The sequence below is a fragment of the Paraburkholderia sp. MPAMCS5 genome (assembly GCF_036016995.1).
Lineage (GTDB): Bacteria > Pseudomonadota > Gammaproteobacteria > Burkholderiales > Burkholderiaceae > Paraburkholderia.
On the sequence record NZ_JAYXBK010000013.1, the window covers coordinates 26,993 to 45,022 of the forward strand.

Annotated in this window: 17 protein-coding genes and 4 pseudogenes; 12 read left to right on the plus strand and 9 right to left on the minus strand. The window is 60.3% G+C overall.

Annotated features, from left to right (window positions below; translation table 11 throughout):
- Nucleotides 1–97: 97 nt before the first annotated feature.
- The 4 genes and pseudogenes from VOM14_RS23985 to VOM14_RS24000 form a co-directional block, all read left to right on the plus strand.
- The gene (locus VOM14_RS23985; RefSeq protein WP_327631249.1) at nt 98–1,045 is read left to right on the plus strand and encodes a LysR family transcriptional regulator; all 948 of its coding nucleotides are present in this window, start codon (nt 98–100) and stop codon (nt 1,043–1,045) included.
- A 140-nt stretch (nt 1,046–1,185) separates the two neighbouring features.
- Nucleotides 1,186–1,857 carry an RraA family protein gene (locus tag VOM14_RS23990; protein WP_327631250.1) on the plus strand — a complete coding sequence of 224 codons (672 nt, stop codon included), beginning with the start codon at nt 1,186–1,188 and terminating at the stop codon, nt 1,855–1,857.
- 192 nt (nt 1,858–2,049) lie between these two features.
- Complete coding sequence (locus VOM14_RS23995) at nt 2,050–2,949, plus strand: amino acid ABC transporter substrate-binding protein (RefSeq protein WP_327631251.1); 900 nt, start codon at nt 2,050–2,052, stop codon at nt 2,947–2,949.
- A 30-nt stretch (nt 2,950–2,979) separates the two neighbouring features.
- Nucleotides 2,980–3,387 (plus strand): annotated as a pseudogene (locus tag VOM14_RS24000) (ABC transporter permease subunit); the annotation flags it as partial.
- Here the strand turns inward: VOM14_RS24000 and VOM14_RS24005 are convergent.
- Together VOM14_RS24005 and VOM14_RS24010 are read right to left on the minus strand one after the other, a co-directional pair.
- Nucleotides 3,378–3,476 (minus strand): annotated as a pseudogene (locus VOM14_RS24005) (hypothetical protein); the annotation flags it as partial. The pseudogenes VOM14_RS24000 and VOM14_RS24005 sit on opposite strands and share 10 nt — an antisense overlap.
- Nucleotides 3,477–3,536: 60 nt before the next feature.
- Nucleotides 3,537–4,667 (minus strand): branched-chain amino acid ABC transporter substrate-binding protein, encoded by a 1,131-nt coding sequence (locus VOM14_RS24010; RefSeq protein ID WP_327631253.1) that lies wholly within the window; start codon nt 4,665–4,667, stop codon nt 3,537–3,539.
- A 484-nt stretch (nt 4,668–5,151) separates the two neighbouring features.
- On the opposite strand from VOM14_RS24010, the gene VOM14_RS31490 reads away from it, so the two are divergent.
- Both VOM14_RS31490 and VOM14_RS24020 read left to right on the plus strand, forming a co-directional pair.
- Complete coding sequence (locus tag VOM14_RS31490; RefSeq protein ID WP_442955579.1) at nt 5,152–5,259, plus strand: hypothetical protein; 108 nt, start codon at nt 5,152–5,154, stop codon at nt 5,257–5,259.
- A gap of 507 nt (nt 5,260–5,766) precedes the next feature.
- Nucleotides 5,767–5,931 (plus strand): annotated as a pseudogene (locus tag VOM14_RS24020) (DNA-binding protein); the annotation flags it as partial.
- A 664-nt stretch (nt 5,932–6,595) separates the two neighbouring features.
- On the opposite strand, the gene VOM14_RS24025 reads toward VOM14_RS24020, so the two are convergent.
- The 3 genes from VOM14_RS24025 to ribA form a co-directional block, all read right to left on the minus strand.
- Complete coding sequence (locus VOM14_RS24025; RefSeq protein WP_327631255.1) at nt 6,596–6,940, minus strand: helix-turn-helix transcriptional regulator; 345 nt, start codon at nt 6,938–6,940, stop codon at nt 6,596–6,598.
- Nucleotides 6,941–7,473: 533 nt separating this feature from the next.
- Nucleotides 7,474–8,748, minus strand: coding sequence for a tyrosine-type recombinase/integrase (locus tag VOM14_RS24030; protein ID WP_327631371.1), 1,275 nt, complete (start codon nt 8,746–8,748; stop codon nt 7,474–7,476).
- Between the two features lie 221 nt (nt 8,749–8,969).
- The gene (gene ribA, locus VOM14_RS24035) at nt 8,970–9,620 is read right to left on the minus strand and encodes a GTP cyclohydrolase II (RefSeq protein WP_327631256.1); all 651 of its coding nucleotides are present in this window, start codon (nt 9,618–9,620) and stop codon (nt 8,970–8,972) included.
- A gap of 315 nt (nt 9,621–9,935) precedes the next feature.
- Here ribA and VOM14_RS24040 point away from each other — a divergent pair, with 315 nt between their 5' ends.
- Nucleotides 9,936–10,379 carry a CBS domain-containing protein gene (locus tag VOM14_RS24040; protein ID WP_327631257.1) on the plus strand — a complete coding sequence of 148 codons (444 nt, stop codon included), beginning with the start codon at nt 9,936–9,938 and terminating at the stop codon, nt 10,377–10,379.
- 364 nt (nt 10,380–10,743) lie between these two features.
- Here VOM14_RS24040 and VOM14_RS24045 read toward each other — a convergent pair.
- Nucleotides 10,744–11,099: pseudogene (locus tag VOM14_RS24045) on the minus strand (DUF4148 domain-containing protein).
- Between the two features lie 273 nt (nt 11,100–11,372).
- Nucleotides 11,373–12,020, minus strand: coding sequence for a DNA-3-methyladenine glycosylase (locus tag VOM14_RS24050; RefSeq protein ID WP_327631259.1), 648 nt, complete (start codon nt 12,018–12,020; stop codon nt 11,373–11,375).
- Nucleotides 12,021–12,350: 330 nt separating this feature from the next.
- Between VOM14_RS24050 and VOM14_RS24055 the strand changes: the two genes are divergently transcribed.
- Both VOM14_RS24055 and VOM14_RS24060 read left to right on the plus strand, forming a co-directional pair.
- Nucleotides 12,351–12,713, plus strand: coding sequence for a BON domain-containing protein (locus tag VOM14_RS24055; protein ID WP_327631260.1), 363 nt, complete (start codon nt 12,351–12,353; stop codon nt 12,711–12,713).
- 195 nt (nt 12,714–12,908) lie between these two features.
- Nucleotides 12,909–13,991, plus strand: a complete 1,083-nt coding sequence (locus VOM14_RS24060) for a calcium:proton antiporter (RefSeq protein WP_327631261.1) — start codon at nt 12,909–12,911, stop codon at nt 13,989–13,991.
- 36 nt (nt 13,992–14,027) lie between these two features.
- Here VOM14_RS24060 and VOM14_RS24065 read toward each other — a convergent pair whose 3' ends face one another.
- Together VOM14_RS24065 and VOM14_RS24070 are read right to left on the minus strand one after the other, a co-directional pair.
- Nucleotides 14,028–14,921 (minus strand): LysR substrate-binding domain-containing protein, encoded by an 894-nt coding sequence (locus VOM14_RS24065; protein ID WP_327631262.1) that lies wholly within the window; start codon nt 14,919–14,921, stop codon nt 14,028–14,030.
- Nucleotides 14,922–15,327: 406 nt separating this feature from the next.
- Nucleotides 15,328–15,462 carry a hypothetical protein gene (locus VOM14_RS24070; protein ID WP_327631263.1) on the minus strand — a complete coding sequence of 45 codons (135 nt, stop codon included), beginning with the start codon at nt 15,460–15,462 and terminating at the stop codon, nt 15,328–15,330.
- Between the two features lie 50 nt (nt 15,463–15,512).
- On the opposite strand from VOM14_RS24070, the gene VOM14_RS24075 reads away from it, so the two are divergent.
- The 3 genes from VOM14_RS24075 to VOM14_RS24085 are packed head-to-tail and all read left to right on the plus strand — an operon-like array spanning nt 15,513 to nt 17,802.
- The gene (locus tag VOM14_RS24075; protein WP_327631264.1) at nt 15,513–16,337 is read left to right on the plus strand and encodes a transporter substrate-binding domain-containing protein; all 825 of its coding nucleotides are present in this window, start codon (nt 15,513–15,515) and stop codon (nt 16,335–16,337) included.
- 50 nt (nt 16,338–16,387) lie between these two features.
- Complete coding sequence (locus VOM14_RS24080; RefSeq protein ID WP_327631265.1) at nt 16,388–17,143, plus strand: amino acid ABC transporter permease; 756 nt, start codon at nt 16,388–16,390, stop codon at nt 17,141–17,143.
- 2 nt (nt 17,144–17,145) lie between these two features.
- The gene (locus VOM14_RS24085) at nt 17,146–17,802 is read left to right on the plus strand and encodes an amino acid ABC transporter permease (RefSeq protein ID WP_327631266.1); all 657 of its coding nucleotides are present in this window, start codon (nt 17,146–17,148) and stop codon (nt 17,800–17,802) included.
- Nucleotides 17,803–18,030 lie beyond the last annotated feature (228 nt).

The following is an 18,030-nucleotide window of genomic DNA, read 5'->3' on the forward strand; positions in this document are numbered from 1 at the left end:
GACCAGATGCGTTGCGGAGCATGCAGTCTCAGCTGTAGAGTCGTATATGTAAATTCCGAAGAACGGAACCCTTTCATACGCTGAAGCTATTAATGCCATGATTAACTTTCGACTTGTTCGCCACTTGTGGCTGTTCCTCGCCGTCGCCGAGGAAGAGCACTTCGGCCGCGCCGCGCAGCGGCTCGGCATGTCACAGCCGCCTTTGACTGAACAGATTCAGGTGCTCGAACAGGCGCTGAAGGTCAAGCTGTTCGAACGCGGGCGACACGGCGCAAAGCTCACGCAGGTCGGCGCTGCAATCCTCCCGGCCGTTCGAAAATTCGCCGAGCAGCTCGAACGGCTGGAACTCGCCGTGCAGGAGGCAACGCAGGGAAACAGCGGTGTATTGACGATCGGCGCCATTGCATCCGCGATGATCGATACGCTGCCGCCTTTCATCGAACGCCTGAAGGCGCAGTTTCCCCAGCTGACTGTATCGGTCAAGGAGATCGACAGCGTAGAAGCCGTGCCGGCTCTGGAGCGCGGCGACATCGACCTCGCATTCGCGCGACTCGAAGGCGAGCAGGGGCCGTCGATTCAATCGTTGGCGCTCAAGCAGGACCGGCTTGCGGTGGCCTTGCCGAAGACGCACCGGTTTGCCGAATTGCCGCGCGTGCGGCTCGCATCGCTTGCGGAAGAAGCGTTCGTCATGTTTTCGCGGCACTTCAGTCCGAATTACTTCGACAGCATCATTGCGACTTGTCGCGGTGCGGGTTTTTCTCCGCGTGTGCTGCACGAAGTGCGCTCGGTTGCATCGCAGATTGCATTCGTCGGCTGTGGACAGGGCATCGCGCTCGTGCCCGATTCGCTGAAAAGGATGGCGGCGGACAACGTCGTGTTACGGCCTCTAAAAGAGTCGGTCACCGTTGTCACGACTGCGGTCGCGTGGTCGACCCAGCGGGCAAACCCGATCGTCGATGCGGCAGTCGAAACCCTATCCAAAAGCAGAATTGTCCAGACGGGCAAGGCGTCTTCAACTCGCCCAGGTCGTACAGCCAGAGCGTAAGTAGAGCTTCTTCGATACGACCGGCAGAAGGATTCCTTCCGTTCTTCGGAATTTACAGAATCAACACGGTACTCGATATTGACCGCGTTTACCCGCACGTCTGCGGGAATTTATATCCGCGATCGGAAAGGAGTGCCGCTGTGTCGAGTTCCGGATTCACTATTCATCCGCCGCCCGCGCTGGCGCCATCAGAAGTTGTGGAGGCGTTGCGCGAGATCGTGACGCCGCACATCAGCGACAGTCTCCAGCGCGTGTCGGGCGTGGTCGGATTGAGGCGATATCACCGTAGCCGGAAGCTCGTCGGTACGGCGTTCACCGTAAAGACGCGTCCCGGCGACAATCTTCTGATCTACAAGGCGTTGATGGATATGTCGCCCGGGCATGTCCTCGTCGTAGATGGCGGCGCCGATACGACCAACGCACTGGTGGGCGAACTGATCATGCTCTACGCGCAACAGCGCGGATGTGCGGGCTTTGTGCTCGACGCGGCAATCCGCGACAGCGCGGCATTCTTCGAAGCCGATTTCCCTTGCTACGCGCGCGGTTCGAGCCATCGTGGTCCCTACAAAGCCGGGCCGGGTGCGATCAACGTGCCGGTTTCCATTGGCGGGCAGGTCATCTCGCCTGGGGATCTGATCGTCGGGGACGAAGATGGTGTCGTTTCGTTTCCTGCGACGAACGCACGGAACGTCCTTGAAGCGGTCGTGCAGATTGCCGCGAACGAAGCGCGTATCAAGGATGAAATCGCGACGGGCGCTCGCGATCAGACATGGCTTCAAAAGGTGCTTTCGGCGCACGGACTGATCGAATAGCGTCCGGCGCAAACATTTCCATCTCCTTCACCTCAGCGGCGATGTCGATTGGCATCGCCGCTTTTTCATCGGCCTTTCAATAGGCCAGGCGTATCGAATCCTTCCTGAATTCGGAATAGACATGCCTTTTTGCGCATCCGAGCATGTGTCTGAGCGTGCATTTCACGGACTCGCATAAAGCGGAGGATGACGATGAAAGTATGGATGGTAATTGCACTGGCCGGCCTGGCCGCAAGTCAAATCGCCCTTGCCGACGATTCGACGCTCGCGAAGATCAAGGCGTCACAGTCGATCACGCTCGGCGTGCGCGATAGTTCGATTCCGCTGTCGTACACGGGCGGTGACGGTCAACCCATCGGCTTCCAGATGGATATCTGCAAACAGATCGTTTCCGCCATTCAAACGCAGCTTGGCTTGCCGAAGCTCGATGTGAAGTATCAAACGGTCAATTCGCAGAATCGCGTGGTGCTCGTGCAGAACGGCACGGTGGATCTCGAATGCGGCTCGACGACGAACAACCAGGTACGTGCGCGCGACGTCGCGTTCTCCGTCACGACCTACATCGAGGAAGACCGGATGGCCGTGCGGGCCGATTCGGGCATTCACAACCTGCGCGATCTTTCCGGAAAAACCGTCGTCGCAACGACGGGGACGACTGCCATTCAACATCTGCGTCAGCACGAACGGGCAGCGGGCCTGAGCTGGACCGACCTCTACGGCAAGGATCACGCTGACAGCTTCCTGATGCTCGAATCAGGTCGAGCCGATGCCTGGGTGCTCGATCAGGGCGTTTTGCGGGCGACGATCGCGAGCGCGCGCAATCCAGCTGCCTACACTGTGACGGGGGAGCCGTTCAACACGGAGCCGATCGCCATCATGTTCCGCAAGGACGACCCCGATTTCAAGAAGGTTGTTGACGGCACGATCCGGAAGATGGACGCCAGCGGCGAGATGAAAACACTGTGGAGCAAATGGTTTCTGCAGCCGATTCCCCCGCGCGGGATCCGCATGAACATGGAGCCGCCCGAAGCGCTGGTCAAGGTGTGGGCGCAGCCGAATGATTTGCCAATGGAAAGCTACGCGACGCGGTAACAAGACGGCATTGACAGGCGGGAGATCAAAATGGCGCTGGACTGGAGTGTGTTCTGCAAGGAAACGACGACGGGCGATGTGATCGCCAGCTGCTTTGGCAGCGGTGGTGATCAGACTTACCTGAACTGGATTCTTTCGGCATGGAGCTGGACATTGGCGGTCTCGCTCGGCGCACTCCTAGTCGCACTGATCGTCGGTGTGACAGTAGGAACGTTGCGCACCTTGCCCGACACACCGTGGCTCGCGTCGTTCGGCGCCGCCTGGGTCGAACTGTTCCGCGACATTCCGCTGCTTGTTCAGATATTTCTCTGGTACTTCGTCATCCCCGATGCTTTTCCATTTCTCAAGAAATGCTCGCCTGCCTTGCTTGTCATCGTGGCGATCGGGTTGTTCACGTCGGCGCGCATCGCGGAACAGGTACGTGCTGGTATACCGGCATCGATAAGACCGTAGAGCGTCACAGATGATTGGGCCCAAGCGGAGCCACAGACGGCGAAGGCGGCCGCGGCAATAATCGATTTTTTCATTTTGCAATCCTATCTATTTGTTTTGATAGTAAGAAATAATTTATACCTGAACGAATCACTTCAGTTCAGGCTGACCGTCTTGAAAACAACGTATTTATCGCCGTTGACCTGATAAAGCGTCACGTTTGCCGCCCGCAGGTCACCGTTTTCGTCGAACGATATCTTGCCGGTAACACCGTCGAAGGATATCTTGTGCAATGCGGGCAAATAGTCCTTCGGAACGGTCGAATCGGCAGTTTTCATCGCCTTGATGAGTGCCCAAGTTGCGTCATACGTGTACGGCGCATACAGAACAACTGGGCCGTATTTCTTGAATCGCTCCTGGAACGCACGACCGTTCGGCAACGCCGAGACAGGTTGCCCCGATTCCGCAGAAACGGTACCTTGGGCTGCGGCATTGCCAGCCAGTTGAATGAACTTTTCAGTAGAGATCGATGAGCCCACGAGTGGAATGTTCACCGCAAGACTCGTCATCTGCTTGCGCAATGGCCCTGCTTGCGAATCCACACCGCCATAGAACACGGCTTGGGCGTCCTTCGATTTGATAGCGGTGAGCACACCGCGAAAATCGATTATCTTGTCGCTGACGTACTCGCGGTCGACTACGTCCACACCATTCGCCTTCAGTTCCGCGGCAACGACGTCAGCTAGACCTTGACCATAGGCCGTCCGATCGTCAACCACCGCGATACGCTTGTACCCCTTGATCTTGGCCATGTATTGCGCGATGACCTTACCTACGTAACTATCGTCGCCGATTACACGAAATGCCGTCGCAAAGCCTTGTCGCGTCAACGTTGGGTTAGTAGCAGAAGGCGATATTTGGGGAATTCCAGCGTTTGCGTAGACCTTCGACGCCGGCAAGGCTGCACCGGAACTCAAAGGTCCGACGACACCGTTGAGTTTTTGATCGACAAACTTCTGCGCGACGGCTACAGCCGTCTTCGGATCGGCGGCATCGTCTTCTGCGTCGAGGGCAAAGTGCACGGACTCCCCCTTGATCTTGATACCCGCGTCGTTTGCCTCCTGGATCGCGAGGCGGGCGCCGTTTTCAGCATCCTTGCCGATATGAGCCACCGGTCCGGTTAGCGAGCCGGAAAAACCGATCGTCACTGTCTGGTCGGCATTCGCCAGCGAGATGCAGGTAGTGCACGCCGCGATAGCGATCCCGATCCTGGTTTTAGATTGCATGTGATCTCCTTTCACTTTGTTTGACTTCATCATGCGACATACGTCTTCGTTTAACTCATAGCCCCCTGTTTCATCATTCGCGAGGATCTATGTAAAAAGTGCTTCTGTAGGCCAATCGTGAAACGCGATGTTCTGCGCTATCGTCTTTGGCCGAAATTGCGCTATCAATCGCGATTTGGGAATCGTGATTACTAAAATGAGGTTGCGCGCGATGATGTTCTTGTGGCCGGCACGGTTCGCCGACAATGACGTGTCGTTAACGTCTCCCGCTTTCGGTTCCTCATGCGCTACGTCCATGAGCCTCTATCTGCACGTCGACGAGTGCGTATCTCGGATGAACGTGGCCGACCGTTTCGGGAATCTGCCCAAGCGGACCGAACGGCACGACTGGCGTTGGGCATGACATCGACGACGCCGGCTGAGTCTCTTCGCTATTTCCGTGCCGGTTCGTGATGAGCGCCAGGAACTGATCGGGCTGCTTTCTGTGACAGGGCCGTCCGAGCGGAAGAAGAAGCGCCCGATACATGAGGTCGCGGATCAGTTGCATATCGCTGCTGCTGACATCGCCCGTATTCTTTCTTCGAACCACTAGTGCTCAGTAGACCGACGGCTCCAGCGGCTTTCCAGCGAAGCCGCTGATGATAGGCCCGCTCATGGTGCTCCCTTGGGCGGTTTTGTGGGCAAAGCGGCCGTTTGAATGTCCTCGCGAATCGATGCAGGAATGGGCGTTTGTAGCTGGTGACAGGATTGCGCCTTAGCCCTCTCCTCCCGATGTCCTCGCACGCGGTGTTTGACGATCGCCGGGCGACACAATCCAGCCACGGGATAGTCCGTGGCGAGCCCTGTTCCACTCAATTCGTGACCTCTCCCCGCCACCGCTAGTTCTCGGCCATTGCCGCGAATACTTATGCTCGCCCCGCGCGCGAGCTTTGTATCGCGCTAGCCGCGATAAGGGCGTTTATCGCCGCTGCCGCCTTTTTAATCACGCCAGATCGGGTTGTCTTGCATTAGCCGCGTGCGTAATCCACACTGAAAATCCCGCCCTGCGCCCCGTGCAACGGGTTTTACCCGTGTGACCCTGGCGCGCTGGAGTGCCGACATGTCCCGCCCCGCCGCCATCACCCCCGATGCGATCCGCACCACCGTCCTCGCGATGCTCGCCGAGGCCGGCGACACCGCCCCCACGTCCGACGCCCGCTTCCGCAAGATCGTGTCGGTGCGCAGGCTGCGCGCACGGCTCGGCGCCGGCGACCCCGCGACGCTGTAGCTACACCGGGACGACATGACCGAAGCCGATGATCTGTATTGATCACCCGTTGGCCGTTTCTTCACCGTTGGCCGCGATATCCACCGCATGGTATGCGATGTTTATCAGCACGCGGCCGTTCTCCTGTGCGATCTGCCGCCCACCAAACGCCAAGGCCAGAACGGCACGGCTAGCGATCCGCAATTAGGTCGCTCATTTGGAAGACCGGTTGACGCTCGGAAACGGGCATCGATTAAGTGGTGAATCGGGAGACGGCTCTGGCGTCGAAAATGCCCATTCGTAAAGCTCGGGCAGGGACGGTTGATTGCCGAACATCTTCACAGTCTATCAGCGGGTAAATTGCGGGTAAAAATCGGCTTTCTCAACCTTCAAGGAGTCGCTAAACCACCACCAGCAAGGCTTTCCGCGATTCCAAGCTCCTCCTGAACAAGGAAGATGATGCTGAAATGGAGGGGATTGCTTAAAAAGTTTGAGCCATTAACTTCTGGTTTGCGTCCCTTTCCTACGCTCGCGGCATAAGTAGGTTCGCATTGCCAAAGAAGTTGCGCGGGGCCGTTTTCTGCCTTATGTGAGTCATTTGATTGGCGACGCGCACTCCGCTGTCGTCCGCCGTGTTTTTTCACTCTGTCCGACACCGCGTTTAAGCGACACCGCAGCATCATCAATCGTTATATTTTTCGAAAAGGAGTCCCAAATCGTCTTTGATTTGATCTCTCACTTCTTGAAGGGCTTGAAGCCTTTTGAATCCGGAGTTCTCCGGAGGTAGTAGCCTGGCAACCGGACGGGTGTCGGCCCATCTCTGCACCTCATGTGCGAGCCATCCCACCCTCCGCCCAGACAGCAATCGTGGTTCCGGGAACGTTTTCTCACGAACCAGTTGCTGGACGGTGGTCGGTGACAGAGACAGCGCCTCTGCCACTTCTTTCAGCGAGAGACAAATCTTCATTGCGACTCCGAGTTCTTCTGTTTCCGCTAGCTCCTGATCGACCTGAGAAACCGTCAACATGAAGAAACGAACGGACGGAAGATGAACAACAATTCATCGTTAAAGTCGAGCATGTACAGAGGAATTTAGCTGGCGGCCGGAATTGTGGCAAACGCCCTCAAAGAAAGGAAATTCCTTCCGGCACCGTAGCCGCCAGACAATGCACTTCCCGAAAGTTCCGTGGAATGCCGCCAGCCAGCCAAAGCTGAGCCGAAAACTCCCAAACGCATCTTCTATAGCGTCAATCCCTCTCAATTGAACTTCAATCATTGAATTCCGTGCAGCGCGCAGAAATGCAGAATGCCCTACTCGCTGATCGGCATGCTCTCAAAGCTATCGCCGCCTCTCCGATTGGTGACCGCCGCACAGAATGTACCGTCGGAATCTGTCCAGAGAGCACACGAAACGCCCGATGCACAACTGTGACCGAAAAGGTATCGCTCTATGCGGCGTGGACCATGGTATCGCTTAGCCTGGGCATGACCTCTAGCATAATCGAAGCCCCAGTATCTAATCTCACACCCTGCAGCATTCCAGCGCAGTGATTGCATGTGCTACTTCTTCGAAGAATATTCCGCAGCAATCGCTTCCAGGCGATGTGACAAGTGCGTAAGCCACCCGCGCCGTTCGTTGTCGTACGTATGCCGGTTATAGACGCCAATAATGCCAGGCTGGACATGTCCGAGGACGGCCTCGGCAATTTCGTTTGGGCATCCGATGGTTGCGAGCAGCGTCCGGGTGGTCCGTCGAAGATCGTGAGCGGACCAATGGGTGACAGGCAAACGCGGCCGATCGTGGTTCGGAGCAATCTTGCAGTACGGCTGATGGTAGTAGACGCCGTGCTGGACCACGGTCTGGTTCATCGCCTCCCCCCGCGCGTTAGGAAACAGAACCGTTCCCTTTGCCTGATCGAGACGTCGTCGCACAATAACTTCGGCACGGCCTATGAGCGGCACGCGCAGATCCGTTGCCTTCTCGTTATTAAGCCCCTTGGTCTTTTGCTTTGGGATCGTCCACCAGAGACCGTCACTCTCGTCCGCAATCTCGGTGCTCTCCATAGAAACAATTTCGCCCCCTCTCGTGCCCGTCCATAGATAAAGCGTCAACGCATCCGCGACAGTCAGACTGAAATTCGGCAACCACCGAATTAATGTGCCGAGTTCGTTGACCGATAACACCCTCTTCTGTGTCCCGGTGTATTTCCCCTCGATCTTGCGTCCTTTGCTCTTCAGCCGCCCTCTTAGAATCTCCTTCCACCAGTTTGCAGCGTTTTCGGGAAGGCGACCTGCATCCAGCGCGTAATGCCACGCACTGCCGAGTTCCATGCGAAGGCGCGCAGCGAGTACAGGCGTAGACCGATACGACTCCAGAAAATCGAAAGCCTGGGCACGCGTCAAAGCAGCCGCGCGCACATCCGCAATGGGCCCCAACATCGCCTTGAAAATGCGTGCGACCTCGACCGCGCCTTTTTTCTTTCGATTGACCTCGACATATCCCTGCAGATAGTCGCGGCACAGCCGCTTGACGGTGTAATCCTCTGGTGACGCCCGAGAAGCCTCTGATTCCTGCTTTCGACGCAGCGCAGAGAGTTCAGCTCCGGAGTCCCTTTCGACCCGGCACTTCTCCCATGCAGCGATAGCTGCGGCAAACGACATTGCCGGCCATTCACCAAGCTTCACTTGGCGCATCCGACTGTCGACTGGCGACTTGTAGCGGTAAGTCCAGGATTTGCGGCTCGTCGAAGCTTGAAGTCTCAGTCCTGGAAAACCCTCAAACGTCATGTGCTCGCCGCTAGGCACCTTAGCTGCGGCACGTGCATCAAAGCGCATACTTCCCTCGGCGTAGGTTTTTCTGAGGGAAAGCATACTTGGCGTAGGTTTCCCGCACAACGCTTTAAAAACCTACGCCATTGCAGCGAGCTCAGTCACACGCCGACGAGCGATAACGTGATATACAAGCCAGAAAAGTCATCAAATTTTTCTTTTAATACATAGACTTAATGTACTTATCGGCTTAACTGGGAACAACTTGGACAAGTCCCAGATTTCCGCTATTCGTTTTCGTCGAAGTAGTGTCCGAACTTGAGCTGCTTCGTGCGGATATAGCGCTCGTTTTCCTCGCGCATCGGAATGGCCAGCGCGACGCGTTCGCACACCGGAATGCCGTGCTTCGAGAGCGTGTCGAATTTCTCGGGGTTGTTGCTCATCAACCGCACGGACGTCACTTTCAGCGTGCGCAAAATGCCCGCTGCCGAGTCGTATTCGCGCGAGTCGTCCGGCAAACCGAGATCGAGATTGGCCTCGACAGTATCGCGCCCCTGCTCCTGAAGCGCATACGCGCGAATCTTGTTGGACAGGCCAATGCCGCGACCTTCGTGACCGCGCAGATACAACAGCACGCCGCAGCCTTCGGCCGCGATATAGCGCAGCGCGAGATCAAGTTGCTCGCCGCAATCGCAGCGGTAGGAGCCGAGCACGTCGCCGGTCAAACATTCGGAGTGCAAACGCGTCAATACCGACGACTGGTTCGCGACATCGCCCATGACGAGCGCGAGATGTTCGGCGCCGCTGTCGACCACGCGAAACACGTAAGAAGTGAACGTGCCGTAGCGCGTGGGGAGCGTGGCGGTGGCGTCGAGAACGACGCATTCGCCGTTGATTGCGCCGTCTGCTGCGGGCGACGGATCGTGAGACGTGAGCATGGCTTTAGACAGTGGTGCTGGACATGAACCCGAGCAAACCGGGGATTAGGTACGGACAGGAGTTTACCGCTAATCGGCGCCGCGCATCGGCATGCCCATGCGCGGCGCACAAAACCCCGCTCCGGCAAGGCGTAAACGCCACACAAGGAGGCAACGACGCAACGACGCGCAGCGCGGCACGCTAACCGATCTCGATGCGTTGCGCGCTCCAGGTATTCCCGGACACACTCGCTGACGCGTCGCGCCTATACTGGAATGGCCTGTCCTCGACAGCCCGCCGCGCCGGCGTGCTGCACTGCGAAACGGAGCCGCTCCATGACAACCGTTGCACAGCTTCTTAAAACGAAACCGAATAACACGACCGTTTATACGATCGGAGCCGACGACTCCGTCTATGAGGCGATCAAGCTGATGGCTGAAAAAGGCATTGGCGCGCTGGTCGTGACAGATGGCGACAGCATCGCGGGGATCATCACCGAGCGCGACTACGCGCGCAAGGTGGTGCTGATGGACCGGTCGTCGAAGGCGACGCCGGTGCGCGAAATCATGAGCAAGGCCGTGCGCTTCGTTCGTCCCGACCAGACTTCCGAAGACTGCATGGCGCTCATGACAGAACGGCGCATGCGTCACCTGCCGGTCATCGAAAACGACAGGCTGATCGGCATGGTGTCGATTGGCGACCTCGTGAAAAACATCATCGCCGAGCAGCAGTTCACCATTCAGCAGCTCGAGTTCTATATTCACGGCGAGCGTCCGTGACGCATCGCGCGTGTCTGCCCGCATAGCTCCGTGTTTGCCTGCGCCTTTTCCTGATAAAGCCGCAAAAAAAGCCCAATCGCAAAACGGTTGGGCGAAGCTACCTTTCGGCAGCGGAGGTTCCTGTGGACCGCGGACGGCGCAACTCGCCGCGCCGCATTTTCCTGTGGACTCGCGCTCGAGTCTCGCGCCGGCGTCGCATGTTCGCGACGCTGCTTCGCGCGTTACTTGAGACGGGGATTTTGCCTCGGTTCATGCCGCGTGCGCCGCATTCATCGCGGCGCCCGCACTGTTACTCGACATCCAGATTTGTATTGCGTGCGGCGGACCGCCTCGTACGCGATACCGCCTGGTTACTCAACTTGGCTTAGTTGCCGAAGTACACCGACTTCGGGCCGCTCGTTGGTGCGGTCATCCGTGCGCCCATATTGCCCGATTGGACGAGCCGCTCGTCGCGCCGCCGTAGCCGCTCGTATCGGCGACCGGCAATTGCGTTTGCGCCATGGCCGGATTTTGAGCCTGCACTTGACGCTCGGCGGCCTGGACGTCGGCCGGATAGTCCGGGTCGTTGCTCACAGCCGGGTTATAGCCGGCTTGTTCCAGCTGGATCAACTGATTGCGCACTTCCGCGCGGGTCACGGGTTGCTGGCTCGACTGCGCGAACGAAGCGACCGGAGCGGCGAGAGCGGCTGCAATGGCGACTGCCTTGATAAGCGATTTCATGATCATTACCTCCAGACTTGGTTTTATTTGCTGCGCTAGCCACACCATGTGGAAGCGAGTGATTCCAGTCTAGTCACCGCTTCTCCAAGGGAAAACCCCTAATTGTGAGATACATAATTGTGGGAAACGAAAAAGTGCGACGAAATTGCCGCTCTTTGCGATGCCGCACGCAAGAGTGACGCAATAGTTAGCGAATTCGTAACGGCTTGTGTCCGACGTATCCGTGCATCACGGTTAGCGTGCCGGTTTTGCAGCCGAAGCCGCGTCAAGTGGTCAAATCTGCTCGTCGCGACCCAACTCCGCGTGCGGCGCCAGAAGCAGTTTGCGCGGGCCGCTCACGAACGCGCTGCCGGGCTCGAAAAATCGCAGCGGCCGATGCGTTTCGCGCGACAAGCCAATGCGCGTCGTCACACCCACCGGCGTGCCGCCCTTTTCTATTGCGCCGATCCACAAGTCGCGGCCCGTGCAGAGATCGTGTCCGTCGAACGACTGGCCTATGCCCAGCGCCACGGTGAGCCGACCCGGTCCGCGCGCAAGATCGCGCAGCGGCACGCCGGGCCGGCGCGCTTCCATCAGCGGCAGTCCTTCCAATGGCTCGATTGCGCGAAGGAGGACGCCGGCGCCCACGTCCTCCGCCTCGGCCGACATGTTGATCATGTACGAAACGCCGTAGGTGAGCCGCACGTAGGCATGGCCGGGCGCGAGGAACAACGAGCCGTTGTACGCCCGGCGTCCGATGAAAGCGTGACCGGTCGAGTCGCCCACCGGATACGCCTCGGTCTCGACGATGCGCCCGCTCATGCGCCCTTCGGGCACATCGCGCACGAGGTACTTGCCGACCATAAAGCGCGCGAGATCGGCCGCGCCGACGGGCAAATCGTCACGCGTCAAGGGGATGATGGGAAGCCGGGACTTGCGCATACGGTTGGGCCCTCGCTGTGCGTTCGGGTTGGCGCGTTCGGGTTGCGTTGCTTTCCTCGCAGCGCCGCGTTCAATATGGAACCAATTGGAGTATCGTTGGCTGCCGGCCCGTGCTCGCTTCCGTTCACGCGAAGCAGCCTCGCCCGGCACGCAGACGGACGCATTCGCAAGACCCGTAGCAACATTCCTTCCAATCCGGTTCCGCAGTACCTGTAGTGCAACACACGGTCCCCGTCCGGGGACAGGCGTATCGACGACAACCGCAACTATCTTGCATGAGACAGGAGTAAGACGCTCACGCGTCAACTCCGGTCGACAGGAGAATCTGACATGAAAGCATTCACGGCAATCAGGATGATCGGCGGCGCGCTGATCGTATTGGCATCGCTCAACGCGTCCGCGCAAAGCAGCGATACAGCGGCGACGCCTTCGGCGGGGGCATCGTCGACGGCGACGGGCAAGCAGGCGAAGGCCGCCAACCGCTCGCTCGGACGCAAGGTCCGCAGCGCGCTCGCCAAGACGAAAGGCATGAGCGTCGCGAACATCAGCGTGCGTGCGCGCGGCGGTGCGGTGACGCTGGCCGGCACGGTGCCCGAGCAGTCGCAAATCGATCTGGCGACCCAAACGGCGCAAGGTGTGGCGGGCGTGACGTCGGTGAAGAACGGCTTGACGGTTCGTCCGGTTGGGCAGTAACGAGCGGGCGCGGCTCGCGCGCGCCGCTAAGTGGCGAGCGCCAATGTCCGGTCGCACGGACATTGGCGCTCGCGATGCTCTCGGCCGAGGCCCCTCAAGCGAGCTTCGACAATAAATATAAATCGTTAATCTTCAACGAATTACCGCGAATTCATAACGACTGCGCAAGCAGGAACGATGACAGGAAAGGAACTCATGCCCACACCCACGACTGTCTCGCCTCGCTGGACGCTGGCCGTGCCTTTTGTCGCGTGGATCGTGCTCGGCGTGTCCTACGCGTTGCCGGGCAGTGCGCTGTTGCTCGTGCTGGTGGGCGTGGCGTTGTGCGCGGCGGTGTTCGCGGCCGTCCATCATGCGGAAATCGTCGCGCATCGCGTCGGCGAACCGTTCGGCACACTCGTGCTCGCGGTCGCGGTCACCGTGATCGAAGTCGCGCTGATCGTCTCCGTCATGCTGACTTCGGGCCCGGAAAAAGCCGGCCTCGCGCGCGACACCGTGTTCGCCGCGGTCATGATCGTCTGCAACGGGATTGTCGGGCTGTGTCTGCTGGTGGGCGGCATTCGCCATCGCGAGCAGGATTTTCAGAGCCGCGGCGCGGCGGCGGCGCTGGCGGTGCTGGCGTCGTTGTCGGTGCTGACGCTGGTCATGCCGAACTACACGACCACGAGTGTCGGCCCCATGCTGTCGCCGTCGCAACTGGCGTTTGCGGGCGCGTCGTCGCTCGTGCTGTACGGCGTGTTCGTGTTCGTGCAGACGGTGCGGCATCGCGATTATTTTCTCGCCGGCGTGCCCGACGAAGACGTGCACGCCGCGCCGCCCAGCGCCGGGCTCGCGCTCATGAGCGGCGGCCTGCTGCTGGTGTGCCTCGTCGCGGTCGTGCTGCTCGCAAAGGTGCTCTCGCCGGTGGTCGAAACAGCGGTGCAGAACGCGGGCGCGCCGCCCGCCGTGGTCGGCATTGTGATCGCGGCGCTGGTGCTGCTGCCGGAAGGTCTCGCGGCGGTGCGCGCGGCGCGCGCGGATCGGCTGCAAAACAGCCTGAATCTCGCGCTCGGGTCGGCGCTCGCCAGTATCGGCCTGACGATTCCGACCGTGGCCGGCGTGTTTCTCTCGACGGGACAGCCGCTCGTGCTCGGCATCGACGGTAAGGAAACCGTGCTGCTCGTCCTGACGCTGCTGGTCGCCACGCTCACGCTCAGCACCGGGCGCACCACGATTCTTCAGGGCGCCGTGCATCTGTCGCTGTTCGCCGCGTATCTGTTCCTGTCGTTCGCGCCGTGAAGCGCGCGATTTAGCACGGGCGCATTGGGCGCCCGCCTACTCTTCCCAATTCGCCGCGATCCAGTCGCGAAACAAATTCAGTTTCTGCTGATGCGCGACCGAATCGGGATACACGAAGTAATAGCGCCAACCTGTCTTGAGCACCGTCTCGAACGGCCGCACGAGACGCCGCGCGGCCACGTCTTCGTCGATCAGCGCGAGATCGCTGATGGCTACGCCGAAGCCCTGCAACGCCGCGTTGGTCGCCATGTCGAGCGTGTCGAAGCTCGGGCCGTGTTCGGCGTCGATGGACTGCGCGTGGCTCGGGTCCGCTTCCGCGACCTTGGCAAGCCACATCTTCCAGTCGCGGTGATCGCGCGTCGGATGCAGCAGCGTGTGACGCGCGAGATCGGCGAGCCCGGCAAGCGGCTTGTCCTTCAGCAGATCGGGCGCGCACACCGGCGTGAGACGCTCCTCGAACAGCGGCACCGATTGCACGTCCGCGCCCGGCGACGAGCCGTAAATAATCGCGGCGTCGAACGGTTCGAGCTGGAAGTCCACGTCGTGCTGCCATGTCGTCGTGATCTGCACGTGCAGATCGGGATATTCGGTCTGGAAGCGCATGATTTTCGGCAGCATCCAGCGCATGACGCAGGTCGGCACTTTCAGCGCGAGGTCCGTCCGTTGCCGTGTCAGGCGCAGCGAAATGTCCTCGATGCGCGCGAAACTTTCCTTTACCGCGGGCAGCAGCATCTCGCCTTCGGCGGTGAGCGTCAGCCCTTTCGCGTGCCGCTTGAAGAGCGGGAACTTGTAGTACTCCTCCAGCGCGATGATCTGCCGGCTTACCGCGCCTTGCGTCAGGCACAGATGTTCGGCCGCGCGCGTGAAGCTGCGATGGCGCGCCACGGTTTCAAAAATCTGTAGCGCGTTCAAGGGCGGAAGACGTCGCATCGAAGTGTCCGGATCAGAAAAAATCATTGAGGCGTCGAGCGAGGCTGATCGCCGACACCGCTTGCAGCCCCACAGGATACGCGATTCGCGCAGTGCCGCACGAGTCGCGGCGAAGTCCGGCGCATGCGCGCGGCTCATGCGCTGCGGCACAAACACGCCCCATGCGCGCCGCCGCGCACCCATGCGGTGCACGATGCGCGCCCAACTGCACCGGAACCGAGCTTTGCTCATACCTCCGCGACACCACACCGCCATCCGAAATATGGACGTTAACCCCAATGCACCAGTGCGTCAGCCTTTTCGCCCGTTGGCCGCTGCGCGCGAGCGCATCGCGCGCGGACCGGCGCATGAGCTTACGTCATGCTGCTCATGCGCATATTTCGTTTGTTGAGGAATTTTGGCAAACCTAGAGTGCATCACGTGCGACGCGGCAACCGGGCCTCGCGCCCGACATGCCGGTGCTCGCGGAATTGCCGCCGAACGCGTGCAGGCTGATCGCCGCGCGCAATGCAGCGACGCCGATTTCATTGCCGAACCACACGCCTAAACCAACCTCCGCACAACCCGACATTTTTCGACCGAGGACAGACCATGAACCAGCAGAAGCCCGTTCGCTCGACCGCTCGCCGCGCATTCGCCACACTCGCCGCGACGCTCGCCTTCACCAGCCTCGGTGCGCTGTGTGCGTTCGCGCCGGCCGCTCATGCCGACACGCTCGATAGCATCGCGAAGTCGGGCACCGTGCGCATCGGCGTGTTCATGGACTATCCGCCGTTCGGCTCGATCGGCCCGGACATGAAGCCGATGGGCTACGACATCGACGTCGCGAATCTGATCGGCAAGGCGCTCAACGCGAAGGTCGAACTCGTGCAGGTCACGGGCGACAACCGCATGGCCTACCTCGCGGATCACAAGGCCGACATGCTGCTGTCGGTCGGCCAGACGCCCGAGCGCGAGAAGGTGATCGACTTCTCGCAGCCCTACGCGCCCTACTACCTCGCCGTGTTCGGCCCGAAAGCGCTGCCGGTGAAGAACGCCGCCGATCTCGCCGGCAAGTCGATTTCGGTCGCGCGCGGCACGCTGGAAGATCTGAGCGTGACGAAGATCGCGCCGCCCAGCGCGACCATCAAACGTTTCGACGATCCGAACGGCGCGATTTCGGCGTTCCTGTCCGGTCAGGCACAGTTGATGGTGGTCGGCAACGACGTGGGCGCCACGATTCTCGCGCGTCATCCCGCCAATGATCCGGAGCAGAAGTTCTCGCTCTTCAGCTCGCCGGATCACGTCGGCCTGAACAAGAACGAGCCGCGCCTGAAGCAGAAGGTTGACGACACCATTGCCAAGGCGCGCAAGGACGGCACCATGAACGCGATCTCGCAGAAATGGCTGCGCACGCCGTTGCCGGCCGATCTGTGAATGCCGCGAATGTCCAGCACGGAGTTTGACCTCACGATGAGCGCGCCGTCATGACCTATGCGTTCGACTTCAGCGGCTTCGGCCTCTACGCGGGCATGCTCGCGCGCGGCGTCGCCGTGACTTTGGGGCTGACGGCCGTCTCGACCTTGCTCGGCGGCCTGGTCGGCATCGCCGGCGCGAGCGTCGCGGCGGCCGGACCGAAATGGGCGCGCTGGCTCGTGGCGAGCTATGTGGAACTGATCCGCAACACGCCGTTCATCGTGCAGTTGTTCTTCGTGTTCTTCGGCTTGCCGAGCCTTGGCCTGCATATCGACGAAATCCAGGCCGCGATTCTGGCGATGACCGTCAATCTGGGCGCCTATGCCATCGAAATCGTGCGCGCCGGTATCGATTCGATTTCGCGCGGCCAGGTGCAGGCGGCGCAGGCGCTCGGCCTGCATGGGCGACAGGTATTTCGCTATATCGTGCTGCCGCAGGCGCTCGCCAATGTGTTTCCCGCGCTGCTGAGCCAGGTGCTGATCGTGATGCTCGGCTCGGCGGTCGTGTCGCAAATCTCGGTGCCCGATCTCACGTATGCGGCGAATTTCATTCAGTCGCGCAACTTCCGCTCGTTCGAAAGCTACGTGATCATCACCGCGACGTATCTGCTGCTGTCCATCGCGCTGCGGCAAATCCTCAACCGCCTCGGCCGCGGCCTGTTCGCGGGCCGTGCGGCGCGCGGCGCCGACGCCACGCCGCGCAACTGGCGCAGCCGCCTCATGTTGCGCGGGTTGCGCGGCGCCCGCACTCTGCCGACGGAGCGCTGATCATGGTCGAATTCACCTTGTGGGACATCGCCCGCAATCTGCTGCTCGCCGCGCGCTGGACGGTGTTGCTCTCGCTGATCGCGTTTGTCGGCGGCGGCATCGTCGGGCTGCTTCTGCTCGCCATGCGCGTGTCGCCGCTCGCGTCGCTGCGCCGCATCGTCGTGCTGTACGTGGAAGTCTTTCAGGGCACGCCGCTGCTGATGCAGCTTTTCCTCGCGTTCTTCGGTTTGCCGCTCGTCGGCGTCGACGTGTCGCCGTGGGTCGCCGCCGCCGTCACGCTGACGCTGTACACGAGCGCCTATCTGGTCGATATCTGGCGCGGCTGCGTGGAAGCCGTGCCGCGCGGCCAATGGGCCGCTGGCGCGAGTCTCGGCATGACGTTCGGCCAGCAGCTGCGCTATATCGTGTGGCCGCAGGCGCTGAAAATCGCCGTTGCGCCGACGGTCGGCTTTCTCGTGCAGGTGGTGAAGAGCACGGCGCTGGCGTCGATCATCGGCTTCACCGAACTGACCAAGACCGGCACGATGATCACCAACGCGGCGTTCCGGCCGTTTCCGATCTACGGCATGGTCGCCATGATCTACTTCGCGATGTGCTTCCCGCTGACCTGGTACGCGCGCGTTCTGGAAAAGCGGCAGAAGGCGGGACAGCATCGCTAGCATTCCCCATGCCGCGCGTCACGAAGAGCGCCAGCCGTCTTTGGGACGGCCGGCGCTTTTTTTATGCGGCGGCGCGGGAGAATTCCGCGAACTCCGGCCGGGCATTGAAAAATTCGCCGCGTGCCCAACCTTCGGGTGTCACAGCGCGGACCGCAGCCGCGCAATTTGTTAGCATGGACGCGACGTGACGCCACGGCCTCGACCCGTACCGACTATCCGAAGGAGCCG

What these genes read in the sequence shown, in the direction of transcription:
- VOM14_RS24025 (WP_327631255.1), bottom strand. Translation starts at nt 6,940, where the DNA reads ATGTTGACGGTTTCTCAGGTCGATCAGGAGCTAGCGGAAACAGAAGAA.
- VOM14_RS24065 (WP_327631262.1), bottom strand. Translation starts at nt 14,921, where the DNA reads ATGCGACGTCTTCCGCCCTTGAACGCGCTACAGATTTTTGAAACCGTG.
- VOM14_RS24080 (WP_327631265.1), top strand. Translation starts at nt 16,388, where the DNA reads ATGACCTATGCGTTCGACTTCAGCGGCTTCGGCCTCTACGCGGGCATG.
- VOM14_RS24010 (WP_327631253.1), bottom strand. Translation starts at nt 4,667, where the DNA reads ATGCAATCTAAAACCAGGATCGGGATCGCTATCGCGGCGTGCACTACC.
- VOM14_RS24050 (WP_327631259.1), bottom strand. Translation starts at nt 12,020, where the DNA reads ATGCGCAAGTCCCGGCTTCCCATCATCCCCTTGACGCGTGACGATTTG.
- VOM14_RS24075 (WP_327631264.1), top strand. Translation starts at nt 15,513, where the DNA reads ATGAACCAGCAGAAGCCCGTTCGCTCGACCGCTCGCCGCGCATTCGCC.
- VOM14_RS23985 (WP_327631249.1), top strand. Translation starts at nt 98, where the DNA reads ATGATTAACTTTCGACTTGTTCGCCACTTGTGGCTGTTCCTCGCCGTC.
- VOM14_RS23995 (WP_327631251.1), top strand. Translation starts at nt 2,050, where the DNA reads ATGAAAGTATGGATGGTAATTGCACTGGCCGGCCTGGCCGCAAGTCAA.
- VOM14_RS24085 (WP_327631266.1), top strand. Translation starts at nt 17,146, where the DNA reads ATGGTCGAATTCACCTTGTGGGACATCGCCCGCAATCTGCTGCTCGCC.
- ribA (WP_327631256.1), bottom strand. Translation starts at nt 9,620, where the DNA reads ATGCTCACGTCTCACGATCCGTCGCCCGCAGCAGACGGCGCAATCAAC.
- VOM14_RS24055 (WP_327631260.1), top strand. Translation starts at nt 12,351, where the DNA reads ATGAAAGCATTCACGGCAATCAGGATGATCGGCGGCGCGCTGATCGTA.
- VOM14_RS24040 (WP_327631257.1), top strand. Translation starts at nt 9,936, where the DNA reads ATGACAACCGTTGCACAGCTTCTTAAAACGAAACCGAATAACACGACC.
- VOM14_RS24060 (WP_327631261.1), top strand. Translation starts at nt 12,909, where the DNA reads ATGCCCACACCCACGACTGTCTCGCCTCGCTGGACGCTGGCCGTGCCT.
- VOM14_RS24030 (WP_327631371.1), bottom strand. Translation starts at nt 8,748, where the DNA reads ATGCGCTTTGATGCACGTGCCGCAGCTAAGGTGCCTAGCGGCGAGCAC.